The sequence below is a fragment of the Liquorilactobacillus mali genome, assembly GCF_001437155.1.
Taxonomy (GTDB): domain Bacteria; phylum Bacillota; class Bacilli; order Lactobacillales; family Lactobacillaceae; genus Liquorilactobacillus; species Liquorilactobacillus mali_A.
In genome coordinates, this window is the sequence record NZ_JQAR01000036.1 from 3,378 (window position 1) to 20,593 (window position 17,216).

Sequence of the window (17,216 nt, forward strand, 5' to 3'; positions counted from 1 at the left end):
GATGTTAACTAACCGTCCATTTAACCCAGACGGAACGTGGGGATTGAAAAGTAAACGAGAAAACATATTAGACGAAAATGGGAACAAGACTTATACAGGAAATAGTCGTTTCCCAAGATCAAGAAAGGTGTGGTTAGTTGATTGGGATAAAAAAGAAAAAATCAATCAATGGCGGCACAATTGGGCGGCAAGTGTCAATCAGGCTTTGGAGCAAAAAAATATTCCCGATCGGATCAGCGAAAAATCATTTGTGGAACAGGGAATAGTTGACACACCAATGCAACATGAGGGAATCAATAGCAAACGGCATGAAAGAAAAGCATTTAACCAACAAGTTAAGAACTATCGCAAGGCCAAAGCCAGTTATAAAAACAAGCAAGAAAAAGTAATCAATAGAGGTCATTTAGATAGCCTAAGTAAACACTTATCGTTTAATGAAAAACGGGTAGTTAAAGAGTTAAGCCATGAGCTGAAAACTTATATCAGTTTGGAGAACTTAGATGATAAACGGCGCATGCTATTTAATTGGAAAAACAGCACCTTAATTAGACATGCGGTTGGTGAAGATGTGACTAAACAATTATTGACAATTAACCAACAAGAAAGCTCACTCAAAAAAGCAGATGAACTCTTAAATAAAATAGTTGATCGCACTACGAAAAAACTTTATCCAGAGCTTAATTTTGAACAGACCACACAAGCTGAAAGACGAGAATTAATTAAGGAAACCGAAAGCGAGCAAACAGTTTTCAAAGGCAGTGAATTAAACGAACGTTTAATGAATATTCGTGATGATTTATTGACCCAGCAATTATTGACCTTTACCAAGCGGCCATACGTTGGTTTTAAGTTATTAATGCAACAAGAAAAAGAGGCCAAAATCGATCTGAAATATACGCTAATGATCCACTCTGATAGCTTAGAAAGCCTAGAACACGTCGATAAAGGACTACTAGAAAAGTATTCACCAGCAGAACAGCAAAAGATTACGAGAGCAGTCAAAGACCTACGGACAATCATAGCAGTTAAGCAAGTCATTCAAACGCAATACCATGAGGTATTGAAAAGAGCCTTTCCTAATGGTGATTTAGATGATCTTTCACTAGTTAGACAAGAACAGGCTTATACAGCCGTGATGTACTATGATCCAACTTTAAAGCCATTAAAAGTCGAAACAATGGCACAATGGCAAGAAAACCCACCGAGGGTTTTCAGTACCCAAGAACATCAATTAGGGTTAGCTTATTTGTCGGGGCAGCTGAGCTTAGATCAGTTAGAAAATCATCATTTACAACGAGTTTTAAAGCATGACGGAACGAAACAAATTTTTCTTGGTGAGTGTAAAGATGATCCAACTATTAAAACCAGCCAGATTGAAAAAATCCGAAAGCAGTTAAAAGAGCAACAAGCTAAGGACGACCAGTGCCGAAAAGCAAATATCGGACATTATCAACCACTGAACTACAAGCCAGTTAGTCCAGACTATTACTTAAAGACGGCCTTTAGTAACGCAATCATGACCGCCCTATATGCCCGTGATGAAGATTACCAACGGCAAAAACAGGCGCAAGGTTTAAAGGAGACTGAGTGGGAAATGACGAAAAAGCAACGGCAACACCAAACTCGAAACCGGCATGAAGATGGGGGCATGCACTTGTAATGTAAATGTAAAAACAAATGTACACAAGTGTGTTCAAATGGTGCTATAATTTAGTTAATTATTTAAGCAAGGAGTTACCTGCATGTGGCAAGACAACACGAATGGATTAGTTTATCCCAAGCCGCTATCAAGCTAGGGCATGACCGATCATATGTAAGCTTATGGTTAAGGCGGCACCCAAATAGCATGCCCGAAGAATATTTAATGGAAACCGGCACAGTTAAATTAATTTCATTGGAAGGCATTGAATGGATAAAGAAACAATCAAAAAAAGAGGGCGTCCTCGTCAGCAATAGTAGTGCTAACGAGGATCAGCACCTAGAAGTTACGATTCTGGGTGTCACCCTCCTAACAATCCATTTTACCGGGCGGGCTAGGGGAAAGCTAGTTGTTGAGCCAAATCATCGAAAGCTTGTAAGGGATCGTGGGTAATCGTGATCACACGATCATTCAGTAGAATCATGGTCATAGGTACCGTATTGTATTGATCAAACCCCGTTTCACTAGTCGTTTCAACCGGGTAACGCAAAACAATCAACCCTGGTACCTGATCTGCCGGATTTAAGCCTTCCACTCGTGCATTTTCATGTTGATCGGTTGCTGCCGCCAGATAGGTTGCTGGCAGCCCGTATGTCGTCGCCAGCGTCTGTAGTTCTTGAGGCAACGGCGCCGAAACTCGAATCCAGTTGGCCTGATCGTCTGTGGCTACCTGCATATTTCCTCGTGGCTGGATCTGATAACGCGTAATCATTTCAACACCTCTTGGCCGTATTAAAGCGCGTTTACTGGCGCAGAGGCCGTTCTGTATGCACCCTTGTCCGCGATGCCAATCCCGTCCAAAATGCTCATACGCAGATTGCTACACGCGCCAGTTCACGTTCTCTTTTATTATAACGTATCTATCCTCCCCTTCGGCCACTAGTTGCCAAGGCTGGTAGAATAGTCAGTGAGGTGATGATTTTGAAAGTAACACTTGAACGCATCTACCAAAAACCGCAAGCATCCGGATTCCGTGTCCTTGTTGACCGAGTTTGGCCACGTGGCATCAGCAAAGTTAACGCTGCTTTGGATTTATGGGCCAAAACCATTGCGCCGTCCACTGAGTTGCGGAAGTGGTTTGGTCACGACCCTGAAAAGTACCCTGAATTCAAGAAGCGGTACTTAGCTGAGTTAGCAGCTAATCCTGACCTGCCAGACTTCATCAAAACATTGAAGCAACATGAACAAGAGCCAGTCATTATGCTCTATGGTGCCAAGGACGAAACGCATAACCAAGCCGTTGCTCTAAGCGAACTACTCAAAACAAAGTGAGGTCACTATGCCAAGCAAAGCCGAATTTCGCCCGCTTCAGTTAAAACGTCTGAAAGCCGCCCAGAAAGCGACTCAGGCTGCCAGTGCAGCGCTTTTGGCCGCACTAGTTCAAACACCTATGTGGCAACGTGCTCACAGCATCGGTGTTACCGTAAGCGGACCGTTTGAAGTCCCAACCGAGCCAATTATTCAGGCGGCCCACGACGCCAATAAAGCTGTCTACTTACCACGGGTCATGCCCAAGCGGCAAATGGTTTTCCTACCTGATCCTGGCAAAGACAAGCTGATCACCAGTGCTTTTGGTATCCCGGAGCCGCCTTATCAAGCCGATCAGATTCATGCCGCCCCTGATCTCATTTTGGTGCCTGGCATTGGCTTTTCGCTGGCTGACAAGTACCGCATCGGTTTTGGTGGCGGCTATTATGATCGCTTCCTGACAACTTATCGCGGCACCACGATCACACTGGTACCACCCGTGATGGCGTTTCCGCAAGTGGCTTGGCCTGTGGAGCCGTTTGATGTTCCAATTCAAACCTTGATTCTTGCTAATGGGGATGTCATTGTGTAACGGTTAGGCTAAGCATTTGGTAAAAGATTGCCTTTCTACTGGACATTCCTTATATTAAAATAAACCTTTTTCATCTTATTTCAGGGGGCACAATATGCGACGTGAACGTATTCGCAAGAATCGTCGAACGCTTTATCTCACGCTCACCGGTATTGGTACCGCGGTTATTTTTGTAGCTGTTTTTATGTGGCTCGTTCTTCGCGGTGCTAAAGTTCAAGGCCCGGTGACATCTTCCAGCAGCAGTGTTTCATCTTCGGTCGCCGTCACGCACCCATTTAACAGCGGTACTCATAAGGCTTCGGGCACGGTCATCGATCTAGACCGCGATCAACATGACTTAACCGTCTATGTTAAGCTGACAGATGACCAAGCCTACACTCGCCTGCTCATTCTCGATCCTCATGGGCATCCATTTGTCGTCAACGACACCGGCAGTTTTAAGCGTAAAAATGGCAAACTAACATTGACATCCGAACACGCTAATGTTTATGAATATGCCAGTGCGACGACGTACAAGAACAATAAGCCGACTGCCGTTCGCCAGTATTCAGTCGATGGCGCGACCGGCACTGTTCGAAGCTACGCCAAGACGCTCACATCCGAGTTGAACAACACGATTACGCTGAAAAACAAAACACCGCACAGTTATCGCTATGTTGAGGCCAATCTCACCACTGAGCCCATCGCCGCTCCGCCAACTCTCTGCTTTCTATCCTAGTATTCGAGCTAGATTGCCCATGGCACTGCCTCTTGAAGCGTTTAAGACAGTGGCAGGCGCCTGCGAAGTTAACGCGAACTACCGTTATTTCACCAGCTCCCAGAAGAAAGATGAACTTGCCAGAATATAACACACCTTATCTTGTTGCACGTGAAAACTTGGTGTTACACTTACTCATATCACATTCAATTGGAGGCATAACATGGCTGATTTGTGGCGGACAATTTCTGAACGGCACGGCGAGTTGCTTAGTGCCTTGGGGCAACATATCGAAATATCCTTAATTGCCTTGATGATCGCCGTTGTGATTGCGATTCCATTGGCCGTTTGGGTCCAGACGCATCACAAAACCGCGGCAGTGCTGCTGCAAGTGACTGGTGTTTTGCAAACCATTCCTTCGTTGGCCTTGTTAGGGTTGTTGATTCCGTTTGTGGGTATCGGGACACTGCCAGCGATTATTGCTTTAGTGGTGTATGCTTTATTGCCGATTTTTCAAAATACATATATCGGTTTACGCGATATTGATCCTTCCTATGAAGAAGCAGCCGATGCGTTTGGCATGAGTCGATTGCGGAAGTTGTTCAAAGTTGAATTGCCCATCGCCTTACCGGTTATCTTGTCGGGTGTCCGGACGGCAATGGTCATGATTATTGGAACCGCGACGCTGGCAGCTTTGATCGGCGCCGGTGGCTTAGGTACGTTCATTTTGCTAGGTATTGATCGAAATGATGCGGCGTTAACGTTAATGGGTGCTTTGGCAGCAGCGCTATTGGCGATTGTCTTTTCGTGGCTCTTAAATGTCATGCAAAAAGTGAGTTGGAAGGTCAGCGTCGGGGTTGTGGCGGTTGCCATCTTTGGTATGGTTGGCAGCCAAGTATACACTTATGTGACCGCACCAAAGGAAACTATCACGATTGCGGGAAAACTAGGCAGTGAACCGGATATTTTGATCAATATGTACAAAGAACTCATTCAAAAAGCTGATCCTGATGTCGGGGTCACGTTGAAATCGAACTTTGGACAGACGAGCTTCTTGTACAATGCGTTGAGAACCGATAAGATCGACATATACCCTGAGTTTTCCGGGACGGTTCTGGCAAGTTTGACGAAACCATCTGCCGCTCAGCAACAACAGGTGACGGCTGGTAAAGATAATTATCCACTTGCAAAGAAACTGCTTGCTAAACAAGGCCTGAGCTATCTCAAACCGATGGCGTATAACAATACCTATGCTTTAGTCGTTAAGGAAAGTTTTGCCAAGCGTTATGATCTGCATACCATTAGCGATCTTGGCAAAATTGCACCATCCATTCGCGCCGGATTTGATTTAGAGTTCATTGACCGGCAAGATGGGTATAAGGGCATCCAATCAAAATACGGCTTGCAGTTTAAGGTGGATTCAATGGATGCTTCCTTGCGTTACCAAGCTTTAGATCGCGGGCAGATCAATTTGACCGATGGGTATACGACTGATGCGCAATTGCGGCAATATCATCTGGTGGCGTTGCAAGATGATAAGGGGTTGTTTCCGATTTATCGCGGTGCACCATTGATGCGAACGGCCTTTGCCGAAAAACACCCGCAACTTGTAGCTGCATTGAACAAGTTGGCTGGTCAAATTACGGAAAAACAGATGCAGACCATGAATTATGCCGTGAGTGTTAAGAACGAAAAGGCCGCAACTGTGGCTCACCGCTATTTGGTTCAGCATGGCTTGCTGAAGGAGGTGCGCTGATGGCATTGATCAGTCTTGAACACGTCACAAAGGAATATGACGGCAAGCCCGTGGTCAACGATCTTAGCCTGAAGGTCGATCAAGGGGAGTTGTTTGTGCTAGTCGGCACCTCCGGCAGCGGCAAAACCACGACGCTGAAAATGATCAATCGTTTGGTTGATCCAACGAGCGGCGTCATCGAATTTGCCGACAAACCGCTCACCAGTTACAAAATGCGCGACTTGCGGTGGGATCTGGGGTATGTCCTGCAGCAGATCGCCTTGTTTCCAACCATGACAGTGGCGCAAAACATTGCCGTGATCCCCGAAATGAAGGGCTGGTCGCGCCAAAAAATTCGGACGGCAACAGACGAGTTACTCACAACAGTTGATTTGCCGCCAGCCGAGTACCGCAATCGCATGCCAAGCGAATTATCCGGCGGGCAGCAGCAACGCATCGGTATTTTGCGGGCCTTAGCATCACGGCCTAAGGTGGTCTTGATGGACGAACCGTTCTCAGCATTAGATCCGATTTCCCGCACTCAGCTTCAGGATATGCTGCTGCATTTACATCGTGCCTTGAAGAACACTGTCATTTTTGTGACCCACGATATGGCTGAAGCGATGAAACTTGGTGATCGGATCGGCGTGATGCGCGGTGGCAAACTCTTGCAGGTTGATACGCCGGAAAAAATTGCGACTAATCCAGCTAATGATTTCGTGGCGGATTTGTTCAAGGGAGCGCAAGCCAATCAGGGTCTGCAGGTCACGCTCAGTCAGTTAGCACCATTTGCAGCGGATGTGTCGGCCCGGCATGCGGTTGGCGGCAACTTGACGCTGGCCGAGGCGTTGCCGCTTTTAGATGCGCATGAGGCGTTGCACGTGAATAGTGAACATGGTGCGTTTGTGGTCAATACCCATAGTGTTGTCGCCTATCTCGCAAGTGCATTTGTCGATCAGAACACAGAGACGAAGGAGTGATCGTGATGGCTTATGATTATGGAACGATTGTGATTGGTGGCGGCCCAGGCGGCTTAGCAGCAGCTTACGGTTTAGCAGCAAAGCAAAAAGTATTAGTCGTTGAAAACGATTTGTGGGGCGGCACCTGTCCCAACTATGGCTGCGATCCGAAAAAAATGCTGTATCGCGGTGTCGAAGTTAAAAATGCTGCCTTGCGCATGAATGGCTTTGGGATCAGCGGGACGGCGAAGATTGACTGGCCATCCTTAATGGCATTCAAGCGCAGTTACACAACGGGCGTACCTGCTGGCACATTGAATGGCCTGACTCATGCTGGGATCACGACGTTGTATGGTCATGCTCAGCTTTTAGGTGAACATGCTGTCAAAGTTGGCTCCCAAAACGTGACCGGTGAACATATTGTGATCGCGACTGGGCACACGCCTCGTTATCCGGACATTCCAGGGGCCAATCTGCTTAAAACGAGTCGGGATTTTCTGGACCTTGATCAGTTACCAACCAGCATTGCCTTCATCGGAGCCGGTTATGTCAGTGTCGAACTGGTCAACATTGCTGCAGCGGCTGGCGCAGAGGTGCATATCATCGGTCATTCTGATCGGTTGTTACGGGCATTCCCAAAAGTCGCTACCGAAGCTTTAAAACCATTGCTTGCCAAGACCGGGATTCATTTTCATCCTAACGTCAAACTGACTAAAATCACGCCCTTAGGTACCATGACCCATCTACATGCTGATAACTTCGATTTGAATGTTGACATGGCAATCACTGCCATGGGTCGTATCGCCAATGTTGCCGACCTCGGGCTAGCCAATGCTGGTATTAAGGCTGATACGCGTGGTATTCCGGTTGACGACCATCTTCGCACCGCAGTTGAGACGATTTATGCAATCGGCGATGTCAATTTGAAGCCACAGCCTAAATTAACACCGGTGGCCGGCTTCGAAGGCAGCTATGTTGCCGAGCAGATTTTAGGCGATCCGACCCCGATCACCTATCCAGCTATTCCAAACATTGTTTTTGGTCCGACTGAGTTAGCCAAAGTCGGTGTGTCACTGGAGACGGCGGAAGCAGCACCTGATCAATACACCGTCAAGCACAACGGGACAACCCACTGGTACACCTATAATCGAATTCAGGATCCTGACGCACAAGTTTGGACCATTGTCGACAAAAAGACCGGCCGACTTGCCGGTGCTGTCGTCTTAGCCAGCTTGGCTGAGGACTTGATCAATACCTTCGCAGCGGCCATTGATGCTGGTGAAAAGCCGAGTGATTTAAACAAGATCTATGCTTATCCAAGTGCGCAGAGTGATTTGCAGTATCTCTTTTGATATGGGATGATATGACCTTAATTGGTATGTCCTAGATTGCAATAATAAAGTTACCACCTAGAAAGAGGCTTGCTCACTGCTTGAACTGGGGTTTGCCAACGGAGACATTTTCTAGGTTTGTTATTGATAAGCGCTGTGGCTTGTTGAATATCGGTCTCTGAAACCTGATCAAACTGTGTTCCCTTCGGGAAATAGTAGCGAAGTTCTCGATTGAACCGTTCATTTGTGCCCCGTTCATTCGGGTGATAGGCGTGGCAAAAGTAAACCGGTATCCGATAGCGCTTTGTAAGCGCCTGATCGCAGGAAAACTCTTTACCGTGATCAACCGTCACTGATCGAACCGGACCCGGAAAGTCCACCATCAGTCTTGCAAATCCCTTGAGAACAGCATTTTGTGATAAGTTTTCAAGCTTAGTTGTCGCCATTAAACGTGTCACCCGATCGACAATGGTCAAAACAGCAGCCTTTGACCCGCGACCACCGCGAACTGTATCCATCTCTAAATGTCCTTTTTCGGTTGGCCGATTAGCTGACTCACTGCGAATCTCAATTGAGGTGCCTACTGCTTGGTTATAGCGCGACCGAAGGTCTTGTCTTCTTTTATGACGTTTACCGTGATCAAAGAGTTGGCTTGGCTGAAAATCGACTTGTCTTTGATAAATCCAGTGGTAAATCGTGTGTGGCGCACAGTGAACGGCATAACCGACCATTTCAGGGGACCAACCTAGGTTTAGCTTCTCAGTTACCATCCGCTTCAACTTAGGCGTTAAAATCGAGTGCCGACCACAACGATGCCGACAAGTACCGGCATGATCCTGAGCTATAATGGCGCAGTAATCACCTTCAGGGCAACGGTGAAGCTCATGCCTAATAGAAATACGAGAGCGGCCTAAGGTCGCGGCGATGTATTGAATCGTGTGGTGTTGCATCAGTTCTATCTGAGATCGTTCAATTAAGGTTATAATGGCCATGGGACCTGTCCTTCTCTCTAGATGGTATGTTATGCAAACACCATTTTAGCAAGAACGGACAGGTCTTTTTTCACATTTTCTGGGTGGTAACTTTAATTATGCAATCTAGGAACGCAAATTGCGCTCGAGAAATATTGCTTGGATAATCTGGCATGACAAACTCCTCAGTCGGTTTTCCACAATTCTACCAGATTCAGCAGATACTAGACAGGTTCTAAGAGGCATTTCACCATACTAACAAGAAAACCAAAAATTCCCAGATCATTAATTTAACATATCGTATCAAACCACGCCTGGAATATTATCTAGGCGTTTTTTTAATGTCATGGTATTTTCTGGCAGAAAGGTTGCATTATTGTGACTACAGTTGTAAACTAATAAGTGTTAAGAGGCTACAAACGTAAACTTAGAATTCAATTAATGGAGGAAGCCAATTGCAGGATGCAAAGAATGTAACCATCACCGATTCTGAATGGATGGTTATGAGAGCAATTTGGACAATGGGACATGCGACTAGTCGTGAACTAATCGATGCTATGAACGAATTAGAAGGCTGGTCAGCTTCAACAACCAAAACGCTACTTCACAGGTTGATTCAAAAACAGGCGGTTGCGCAGCATGGCGGCAGTCGACCATTCACGTATAAGCCGGTTGTTGGCGAGAAGGAATCAATGGCGGCAGCGGCAGATGATTTGTTTGACCATATGTGTGCGATGCGGGCTGGTTCAACAATTGCCGGCGTTATTCAGTCAAGGGAACTCTCACGGGCGGATATTGCGAACTTACAGGCGATTCTAGCTGAAAAGGCCAAAACAGCGCCCGAGGAAGTTCAGTGTAACTGCTTGCCAGGTGATCAAACGTGTTAAGACTGTGGTGTTCTGTCTACTTTTAGGATTGCTGCACAAAAATCCAGAATCTGGGATTTCAGATGGCGGAAATTTATGAATTTTTGTCGTAATTCTCATTCATATAGTGGCATGGTGCTCCGCAAAGCAGAAGCCTAAATATAAGAACCTGGTGGAAAAATCCCGAGCCCGGGGATTTCCACACAAGGAACTTATGTTCCGGCTTCTAACCGCTTTGCTACGCACACTTATTTTTAGGGGGTCGATAATCATGGCAAATAAAGAGGACCATATGAACATGAAAAACATGAGTGCTAAGAATATGGAAAATAATGAATCAAATATGAGTCATATGGATCATGATGACATGAAAATGGATCACGATATGACCGAAACGGATCATAATCAAATGAACATGGACCACGATATGGCCGAAATGGATCATGGTCAAATGAACATGAATCACGAAACTATGAATATGAGTGGGATGAATCACGGTGATATGGATATGGCTGGGACCGACATGATGATGCACGGTGGCTCAATGATGCATATGGGGAATTTGAAAGTTAAATTTTGGGTCTCCGTTGTCTTAGCGATTCCAGTTTTACTGTTAGCACCAATCATGGGTTTAAACGTTTCCATCCTTAGTTTCAGTTCACCGCTAATTGTTGGCATTATCATCGTTTTGTTTGATACAGCACTTTACTTTTATGGCGGAATGCCATTTTTAAAGGGGGCTAAAGCGGAAATTCAGGATAAATCTCCTGAAATGATGACGCTAGTAACCCTTGGAATTTCCGTTTCGTATTTCTACAGTTTGTACGCATTTATTGCCAACAACTTCTTGAACCCGGCAAATCATGTAATGAATTTTTCGTTCGAACTTGCAACCCTGATTTTAATTATGCTTCTAGGACACTGGATTGAAATGAATGCATTGATGGGGGCTGGGGATGCCTTACAAAAGATGGCGGCCCTGTTGCCTAAGACGGCCCATCTAGTTACAGATAATGGTGAAACAAAAGAAGTGCCAGTATCTGATTTAAAAGTTGGTCAAGCTTTCCAAGTGCGTTCAGGTGAGAGTATTCCAGCCGATGGTGTTATTACGGCTGGGGAGTCGACCGTGAATGAAGCACTGGTAACCGGTGAATCTGCTGCCGTTACCAAGAACGTTGGCGATAAGGTCATTGGTGGTGCAACCAATAATAACGGGACGCTAACGGTTAAAATTAGTGGTACTGGTGACTCCGGCTATCTTTCTCAAGTAATGAAAATGGTTCAAAATGCCCAGCAAGCTAAATCTAAAGCAGAAGATAAAGCTGATTTAGTTGCCAAGTATCTATTTTACGCGGCACTTGGTGTTGGGATTATTGCTTTCTTTGCCTGGTTACCCCAGGGATTGGCGACTGCAATGACGATCATGGTGACCGTCTTCGTGATTGCTTGCCCGCATGCATTAGGATTAGCGATTCCATTAGTGGTTTCTCGTTCTACTACGATTGGCGCTCAAAATGGGCTATTAGTTCGAAATCGCCAAGCCATTGAAGCAAGTCAACATGTTAGCCACGTTCTCTTGGATAAAACTGGCACGTTAACAGAAGGTAAATTTACGGTGAATGCATTGATTCCAAATGATGGGATTGACGAAACAACGTTATTAAGCCGACTGGCCGCCCTTGAAAATAATTCGACTCATCCGCTGGCCCAAGCAATCATTACTGAAGCCCAAGCGAAGGACATTGAAGTCGTTGCGGCTGAAAAGTCTCAAAATATTCCGGGCGTTGGTATTTCCGGTAATGTTGATGGCACTGACTATACGATTGCTAATGGTAACTATTTAACGAAGCAAGGGATCAGGTTTGACGAGGCCGCTGCTGATAAATGGGCTGCTAAGGGTAATTCCGTCAGCTTCCTATTGCAGGGCACCCAAGTTCAAGGAATGGTTGCTGAAGGCGACACCATCAAAGCGGGTGCTAGGGAATTAATTAGTGGTCTTCAGAGGCGAGGAATTACCCCCGTAATGCTCACTGGCGATAATCCAAAAGCCGCGGAACACGTTGCTAACTTACTAGGATTGACTGAATTCCATGCAGGCCTATTACCAGATGATAAGCAAAAGATTATTGCTGATTATCAAGCAAAGGGCAATCACGTCATCATGGTTGGTGACGGCGTAAATGACGCACCAAGTCTTGCCGCGGCCGATATTGGAATTGCAATTGGCGCCGGAACCGATGTTGCCATTGATTCCGCTGATGTTGTGTTGGTTAAATCAGAACCCAGCGATATTTTACATTTTCTTGATTTGGCTAAAATCACAAATCGGAAAATGGTTCAAAATCTCTGGTGGGGAGCAGGCTACAATATTGTCGCAATTCCACTCGCTGCCGGTGTGTTGTCATTTATTGGAATCATTCTAGACCCAGCCGTTGGTGCTGCGGTCATGGCGATGTCGACAATTATCGTGGCAATTAATGCGATGGGATTGACTGGTGAAAAGATTAAAAACGTGTAATTAAGTGATGTATACTTATTATAGAAACAAAGCAAAAGGAAGTGAAACTATGTCACAATGGATTCTGATAGCCCTTTTTCTTCTAGCACACCCACTCATGATGCTATTTATGCACAAGGGTATGCACGGTGGCTCTGGTAGTATGGGCGGCTGTGGAAACAACACTCAACAAAATTCCAATAATACTGAAAAGCCACGTAAAAAAGTCAATTAACTTGGGGGTATATATTATATGAAAATATTAACTGGTAGTCGCGGTGATGAGGTCCATGAACACCTTTACGAAAATGGTCAAAGACGGGTTGGTCATCGTATACTAAAGAAAAATACAGTGACAAACAACGGAGAATTTCACCCTGTACCTGGAAATATAGTTCTCATTCCCTTAAAAGGGACGGTGAAACTGACCACACCAGATCAAGAATGTACAATCAAAAATGGTCAACTTGCAATACTTGGACCAACTGATAGTTTTTACTTAACTGCAATTGATGATGTTGAATTTGTCGGTGTTGTTGATATTAAATAGCTCAAAAAGAGTGTCACATGGCACTCTTTTTTATATGGCGAATTGTAGAATGAGGTTAGCCAGTCATTGGCAAGATGACGGGAAAAGGGATCACGAGCTTGATTGGGGAAAGTCAGAAGGTAATGAACTTCAATGGTAAGCCAAGGTGATATATTTTATGTTAACTTTAATCCAAGCCGTGGTCATGAACAGAATTGGAATCAAACAATGTGGTTCCGATGAAGAATTGGCCGCAATTGTTGAAAAGGCGCCTAAAGATTTTCTCGTTTACACGGGCGAAGATGCTCAGAGCTTGACCACCCTCGTCTTGGGTGGTCAGGGAACGATTTCAGTGGCGAGTCATTTATTTGGAAATGAAATGGCGACGATGCGCCGCGCCTTGAACCACGGCGATATCACCCAAGCAGGGCAAATTCAACGACGTTTAATGCCGAAGATGGCAGCACTATTCACACAACCCTCACCGGCACCCGTCAAAGCGGCGCTGAACGCCCAACACTGGTTAGTCGGAAGCACGCGCCTACCAATTTTACCGTTAACCACCAATGAACAAAGTCAACTACTCAACAGCTTAAAATAATGCAGAACGGTTGGTAGTACCTGGCAAAAGCGCGTATACTGAAACTAAAATAATTAGGAAAGTGGTGACCATGATGTGCGGTTGGGCTTTTACTGGCGGTATGCCCTTTATGTGGATGGGTGGCGGCTTGGGCATTATCAGCTTACTGATTCTGTTAGCCGTTGGTGCTTACTTTTTAGGGACACGTTCACGCCATCACGATTAAAGTTCTCATTGGGATAATCAAAAAAGACTTTCAAGGCACGGCTTGATAAAGTGAACCCTTAAAATTGGACAACTTTATTAAGCTGCTTTCTGGACGGTAAGTTCCCGGTATTTTACCGGGGACTTGCCGTCCAGTTTTGTTTTGATGCGCCGATGATTGTAGAAGTCTATCCATTCGTTCATAGCTTCGATAAGCGCTGTTTTGGTCTCAAAATGTTCATCCATAACCTCGACTTTCATAATGTGAAAAAACGACTCCATGGCGGCGTTGTCGAGACAAGTGGCTTTACGTGACATACTCTGAAATACATGGTGCTCTTTAAGCGTGTTTTGCCAGTGGCGATGCTGATACTGAAATCCTTGGTCAGTATGGACAGTCGTCCGATAATCTAACACCGGTATTCGATTTGGCTGGGCCTAGAATAAAAAGTGTACAAGTTAAATAGAGACTCTGATTTAGTATAATTAAGGAAGTAAATTGGAGGATCAAATAATGACGAAGCACAGTTATGACAAGGAATTTAAGGAACAGGCCGTTCAGTATTACTTAGATAACAAGGATCACATGACCATGAATGAAATAAGTAAGAATCTAGGTATTGGGGCTAGTACATTACATAAATGGATTAAGCTATTTACTGAGACTGGGGAGTTTGGCCGTGGCTCCGGTAATTTTGCCAGCGATAAGGACAAGGAGATTGCACGACTAAAGCGTCAACTTCGTGACGCTGAAGGAGCGATCGAAGTATTAAAAAAATCAATCGGGATTCTGAGCAAGTAACTACCGAAAAGGTATACCAAGAAATGGACGTTCAGCACGCTTTGGAATCCCACCCTTCCATCAATGGTATGTGTGATTATGTTGGAATCTCAAGAAGTGGTTACTATCAACGAGAAAAGCGTCATAATCACCAATCACCGCGAAAGCTTCGGAAGAAGTTTATTCAAGGTGAAATTAAAGCAATTTGGCACAAAAGCCTTTGTATTTACGGTGCCGGCAAAATCACCCAAGAACTTCGCTCAAAAGGATATAAGATCGCTGAACGAACTGTTGGTAAGTATATGCATGAACTTGGCATTCACGCCGTTTACCTAACCCCTTGGACGACTACCACTCGCAATTCTAAGTTTGATAAACAGCTAATAAATATTTTAGACGAGCAGTTCAATCCATTGCGACCAAACGCCGTTTGGTGCATTGACACTACTTATATTCCAGTTCATGACGGATTCGTTTATTTAACCAGTATTATGGACTTGTACTCCCGACGGATCATTGGTTGGGACTTATCTGAAACCTTGGAGGTATCGAATGTCATCCCACTTATTGAAAAGACTAAGCACAGTCGCCATATTAGCAAGCCATTAATCATGCACAGTGATCGTGGTAGTCAGTTTACGTCTGAAGCTTACAATCAAGTTACAGCTAACATGACATTAAGCTATTCAAAGAAAGCTTATCCTTGGGATAATGCCTGCATTGAGTCGTTTCATGCCTTGATTAAGCGTGAATGGATAAATCGGTTTAAAATCCATTCATACTCCGAAGCTAAACGACTAGTTTTTCAGTACATTGAAACGTTTTACAACACAGTTAGAATTCACAGTCACTGTGGATTCAAATCACCAAAGCAACTTGAAGATGAGTATCAAACTCAAATTCAAAATTTAGTCGTGGCATAGGACAAAAAAGTCTCTATTTAAATTGTCTATTTTATTGACAGGGGACCAGTCAAGCTGTGGCCACTTTTGTGGAACGTAAGAGTCGCCTGATAATTGTTAAACGGCTCCATGGTCGCGACAGTCAGTCCATGACTCAATCCGTACTTGAACTAGCTAGTCAACTTCAAGACAAGCTCAAGACGCTTACCGTGGATCATGGTAAAGAGTTCGCTAACTATCAAACAATTGAACAGCTAACAGGTACTCAGGTTTATTTTGCCCATGCTTATTCACCACATGAACGCGGTAGTAATGAAAACCGTAACCGAGTTTTGCGACGGTTTATTCCCAAGGGACAAGCCATTGAAGAGCTGAGCGATCGCCAGCTGGTTCAAATCAATTGGTATCTGAATTCCCGACCACTTAAATGTCTTAACTGGCACACACCAATCGAGATCTTCTTGCTTAATCTACGTCACTAAATTCGTTCAAGTTATTTCTTGCAATCTGCCTCTTTCAAAAAAATCTGTCAAGCCTTTTTTCAAATTAACTTAACCACTTCTGTTCATCTAGTAATGGAATCACTCGCTCAAAGGTTGTAATCGGCCGATCATCTTGCTGATAGAAGTGCTTTTTAATGTCTTCAAAATCTGTATAGTTCTTAAACGCTGGAATCTGGGCCAAGCGCTTTGCATAAGCCCAAAGTGCCGGGTAATCTGTTAATCGGTGCAAGCTTAATTTATTTTGATAATAATAAACTAAATCAAACCTTAGCAAAGTGACGTACAGCCGAACATCTAATTGCGTTAGCTTATCACCCCACAAGTATTTTTGCTGCCGCAAAACCTGGTCAAATTTAGCTAAATGATCAAAAAAAATCTGCACTAATTTTTCATACTCAGCTTGTGATTTAACGGTTGTAATTTTCCCAGGCAAACGATTGATGTTTTCTAAAATATCAGCTGCTGCAGTTTTGAATTCACCAATCCGAGTTTGCGGGAAAAATTCGATCTGCTTCTCATTGGCATAACGTCCCCATTTCAAAGCCAATTCATCTAAAAGCGTATTGGTAACATTATTGACGACTTTCCCAGTTTTAATATCAACTAACGCTGGAACGCTAGAACGGCCCTCAAAACTCGGCAGAGCTTTCTGATAATTTTGCGATAGACGCGTTGTTTTTAGGACTGGATCTGCGAAATCATCACGTTCACCAAACCACCAATCAGTTTGGATTCCATTGCGGCGCAAAGGATAAATGACACCCTTGGAAATTACTTGATCTAATCCTAAGTAATCAATTTCAATCGCTACTTGAGTTGCCCAGGGACAAAACCTGCCAAGGATCAAGCGATAGCGACCAGCTTCAACTGGTAGCTCATTGGTTGAAAAACGTTTATCAATTGTTACGGTTGATTGCGTAACGGTCGTTGGTTGCTTGGGCTGAAATTCACATGTTAAATTTTCTGTCATAATTTTACCTCCCACTGATATTTTGATTATAAAACGTTGCTGATTTAATTGGGTATTTGTTGCTCAGCATTTAAGAATTAGCTATTTTTTTGAGAGCGTAAAAGACCGCAAGGCCGTGATCAGTGACTTTAAACAAGTTCATCGGGCCGCCA

17 protein-coding genes and 5 pseudogenes are annotated in these 17,216 nt (G+C 44.6%); 18 read left to right on the forward strand and 4 right to left on the reverse strand.

What is annotated here, in order from left to right; all coding sequences use genetic code 11:
* Window positions 1-1,660: MobA/MobL family protein (locus IV36_RS10865; RefSeq protein ID WP_082623765.1), on the forward strand; the 1,660-nt coding region annotated here is incomplete at its 5' end.
* Window positions 1,661-1,744: 84 nt separating this feature from the next.
* On the forward strand, window positions 1,745-2,092 hold the full coding sequence (locus IV36_RS11960) for a hypothetical protein (protein WP_076621455.1): 348 nt from the start codon (window positions 1,745-1,747) through the stop codon (window positions 2,090-2,092).
* On the opposite strand, the pseudogene IV36_RS10870 reads toward IV36_RS11960, so the two are convergent.
* Window positions 2,037-2,411 (reverse strand): annotated as a pseudogene (locus IV36_RS10870) (CorA family divalent cation transporter); the annotation flags it as partial. The gene IV36_RS11960 and the pseudogene IV36_RS10870 sit on opposite strands and share 56 nt — an antisense overlap.
* A 203-nt stretch (window positions 2,412-2,614) precedes the next feature.
* On the opposite strand from IV36_RS10870, the gene IV36_RS10875 reads away from it, so the two are divergent.
* From IV36_RS10875 to IV36_RS10900, 6 genes and pseudogenes are all read left to right on the forward strand, one after another.
* A complete protein-coding gene (locus IV36_RS10875; protein ID WP_181387834.1) occupies window positions 2,615-2,971 on the forward strand; it encodes a DUF488 domain-containing protein in 357 nt (118 codons plus the stop codon).
* Between the two features lie 7 nt (window positions 2,972-2,978).
* On the forward strand, window positions 2,979-3,539 hold the full coding sequence (locus tag IV36_RS10880; protein ID WP_003569255.1) for a 5-formyltetrahydrofolate cyclo-ligase: 561 nt from the start codon (window positions 2,979-2,981) through the stop codon (window positions 3,537-3,539).
* Window positions 3,540-3,633: 94 nt separating this feature from the next.
* A pseudogene (locus IV36_RS10885) lies at window positions 3,634-4,209 on the forward strand (hypothetical protein); the annotation flags it as partial.
* 250 nt (window positions 4,210-4,459) lie between these two features.
* The gene (locus tag IV36_RS10890; RefSeq protein WP_003688730.1) at window positions 4,460-5,992 is read left to right on the forward strand and encodes an ABC transporter permease/substrate-binding protein; all 1,533 of its coding nucleotides are present in this window, start codon (window positions 4,460-4,462) and stop codon (window positions 5,990-5,992) included.
* Window positions 5,992-6,951, forward strand: coding sequence for an ABC transporter ATP-binding protein (locus tag IV36_RS10895; protein WP_003688732.1), 960 nt, complete (start codon window positions 5,992-5,994; stop codon window positions 6,949-6,951). The genes IV36_RS10890 and IV36_RS10895 overlap by 1 nt, the downstream gene beginning before the upstream one ends.
* 5 nt (window positions 6,952-6,956) lie before the next feature.
* The gene (locus IV36_RS10900) at window positions 6,957-8,282 is read left to right on the forward strand and encodes a dihydrolipoyl dehydrogenase family protein (protein WP_003688734.1); all 1,326 of its coding nucleotides are present in this window, start codon (window positions 6,957-6,959) and stop codon (window positions 8,280-8,282) included.
* Window positions 8,283-8,332: 50 nt separating this feature from the next.
* Here IV36_RS10900 and IV36_RS10905 read toward each other — a convergent pair whose 3' ends face one another.
* A complete protein-coding gene (locus tag IV36_RS10905) occupies window positions 8,333-9,253 on the reverse strand; it encodes an IS30 family transposase (protein WP_156648666.1) in 921 nt (306 codons plus the stop codon).
* 434 nt (window positions 9,254-9,687) lie between these two features.
* Here IV36_RS10905 and IV36_RS10910 point away from each other — a divergent pair, with 434 nt between their 5' ends.
* The 7 genes and pseudogenes from IV36_RS10910 (at window position 9,688) to IV36_RS12515 (ending at window position 13,930) form a co-directional block, all read left to right on the forward strand.
* Window positions 9,688-10,119, forward strand: a complete 432-nt coding sequence (locus IV36_RS10910) for a CopY/TcrY family copper transport repressor (RefSeq protein ID WP_003688738.1) — start codon at window positions 9,688-9,690, stop codon at window positions 10,117-10,119.
* Window positions 10,120-10,369: 250 nt separating this feature from the next.
* Window positions 10,370-12,616: a heavy metal translocating P-type ATPase gene (locus tag IV36_RS10915; protein WP_010078397.1), complete on the forward strand. Its 2,247-nt coding sequence runs from the start codon at window positions 10,370-10,372 to the stop codon at window positions 12,614-12,616.
* Between the two features lie 49 nt (window positions 12,617-12,665).
* Window positions 12,666-12,830: a DUF2933 domain-containing protein gene (locus IV36_RS11970; protein ID WP_003688746.1), complete on the forward strand. Its 165-nt coding sequence runs from the start codon at window positions 12,666-12,668 to the stop codon at window positions 12,828-12,830.
* Between the two features lie 18 nt (window positions 12,831-12,848).
* Window positions 12,849-13,145 carry a hypothetical protein gene (locus IV36_RS10920; RefSeq protein WP_002817475.1) on the forward strand — a complete coding sequence of 99 codons (297 nt, stop codon included), beginning with the start codon at window positions 12,849-12,851 and terminating at the stop codon, window positions 13,143-13,145.
* 55 nt (window positions 13,146-13,200) lie between these two features.
* A pseudogene (locus tag IV36_RS12555) lies at window positions 13,201-13,284 on the forward strand (PbsX family transcriptional regulator); the annotation flags it as partial.
* Window positions 13,285-13,302: 18 nt separating this feature from the next.
* Window positions 13,303-13,725 (forward strand): dihydrodipicolinate synthase family protein, encoded by a 423-nt coding sequence (locus IV36_RS10930; protein WP_003688748.1) that lies wholly within the window; start codon window positions 13,303-13,305, stop codon window positions 13,723-13,725.
* 70 nt (window positions 13,726-13,795) lie between these two features.
* Window positions 13,796-13,930, forward strand: a complete 135-nt coding sequence (locus IV36_RS12515) for a hypothetical protein (protein ID WP_003645890.1) — start codon at window positions 13,796-13,798, stop codon at window positions 13,928-13,930.
* A gap of 77 nt (window positions 13,931-14,007) precedes the next feature.
* Here IV36_RS12515 and IV36_RS11975 read toward each other — a convergent pair.
* Window positions 14,008-14,322, reverse strand: a pseudogene (locus IV36_RS11975) (transposase); the annotation flags it as partial.
* A gap of 100 nt (window positions 14,323-14,422) precedes the next feature.
* On the opposite strand from IV36_RS11975, the gene IV36_RS10940 reads away from it, so the two are divergent.
* The 3 genes and pseudogenes from IV36_RS10940 to IV36_RS10950 all read left to right on the forward strand — a co-directional run.
* Window positions 14,423-14,710, forward strand: a complete 288-nt coding sequence (locus IV36_RS10940; protein WP_003688751.1) for a transposase — start codon at window positions 14,423-14,425, stop codon at window positions 14,708-14,710.
* Between the two features lie 23 nt (window positions 14,711-14,733).
* Window positions 14,734-15,612 carry an IS3 family transposase gene (locus tag IV36_RS10945; RefSeq protein WP_056992481.1) on the forward strand — a complete coding sequence of 293 codons (879 nt, stop codon included), beginning with the start codon at window positions 14,734-14,736 and terminating at the stop codon, window positions 15,610-15,612.
* 50 nt (window positions 15,613-15,662) lie between these two features.
* Window positions 15,663-16,073 (forward strand): annotated as a pseudogene (locus IV36_RS10950) (IS30 family transposase); the annotation flags it as partial.
* A 64-nt stretch (window positions 16,074-16,137) separates the two neighbouring features.
* Here the strand turns inward: IV36_RS10950 and IV36_RS10955 are convergent.
* Entirely contained in the window at window positions 16,138-17,064 is a 927-nt protein-coding gene (locus tag IV36_RS10955) for a glutathione S-transferase C-terminal domain-containing protein (RefSeq protein ID WP_003688755.1), read from the reverse strand.
* Window positions 17,065-17,216: the final 152 nt, after the last annotated feature.

Bases quoted from the DNA above. Each gene is read 5' to 3' on its own strand.
- IV36_RS10915 (WP_010078397.1), top strand. From the start codon at position 10,370: ATGGCAAATAAAGAGGACCATATGAACATGAAAAACATGAGTGCTAAG.
- IV36_RS10895 (WP_003688732.1), top strand. From the start codon at position 5,992: ATGGCATTGATCAGTCTTGAACACGTCACAAAGGAATATGACGGCAAG.
- IV36_RS11970 (WP_003688746.1), top strand. From the start codon at position 12,666: ATGTCACAATGGATTCTGATAGCCCTTTTTCTTCTAGCACACCCACTC.
- IV36_RS12515 (WP_003645890.1), top strand. From the start codon at position 13,796: ATGATGTGCGGTTGGGCTTTTACTGGCGGTATGCCCTTTATGTGGATG.
- IV36_RS10945 (WP_056992481.1), top strand. From the start codon at position 14,734: ATGGACGTTCAGCACGCTTTGGAATCCCACCCTTCCATCAATGGTATG.
- IV36_RS10880 (WP_003569255.1), top strand. From the start codon at position 2,979: ATGCCAAGCAAAGCCGAATTTCGCCCGCTTCAGTTAAAACGTCTGAAA.
- IV36_RS10940 (WP_003688751.1), top strand. From the start codon at position 14,423: ATGACGAAGCACAGTTATGACAAGGAATTTAAGGAACAGGCCGTTCAG.
- IV36_RS10955 (WP_003688755.1), bottom strand. From the start codon at position 17,064: ATGACAGAAAATTTAACATGTGAATTTCAGCCCAAGCAACCAACGACC.
- IV36_RS10890 (WP_003688730.1), top strand. From the start codon at position 4,460: ATGGCTGATTTGTGGCGGACAATTTCTGAACGGCACGGCGAGTTGCTT.
- IV36_RS10930 (WP_003688748.1), top strand. From the start codon at position 13,303: ATGTTAACTTTAATCCAAGCCGTGGTCATGAACAGAATTGGAATCAAA.
- IV36_RS10905 (WP_156648666.1), bottom strand. From the start codon at position 9,253: ATGGCCATTATAACCTTAATTGAACGATCTCAGATAGAACTGATGCAA.
- IV36_RS10920 (WP_002817475.1), top strand. From the start codon at position 12,849: ATGAAAATATTAACTGGTAGTCGCGGTGATGAGGTCCATGAACACCTT.
- IV36_RS10900 (WP_003688734.1), top strand. From the start codon at position 6,957: ATGGCTTATGATTATGGAACGATTGTGATTGGTGGCGGCCCAGGCGGC.
- IV36_RS10875 (WP_181387834.1), top strand. From the start codon at position 2,615: ATGATTTTGAAAGTAACACTTGAACGCATCTACCAAAAACCGCAAGCA.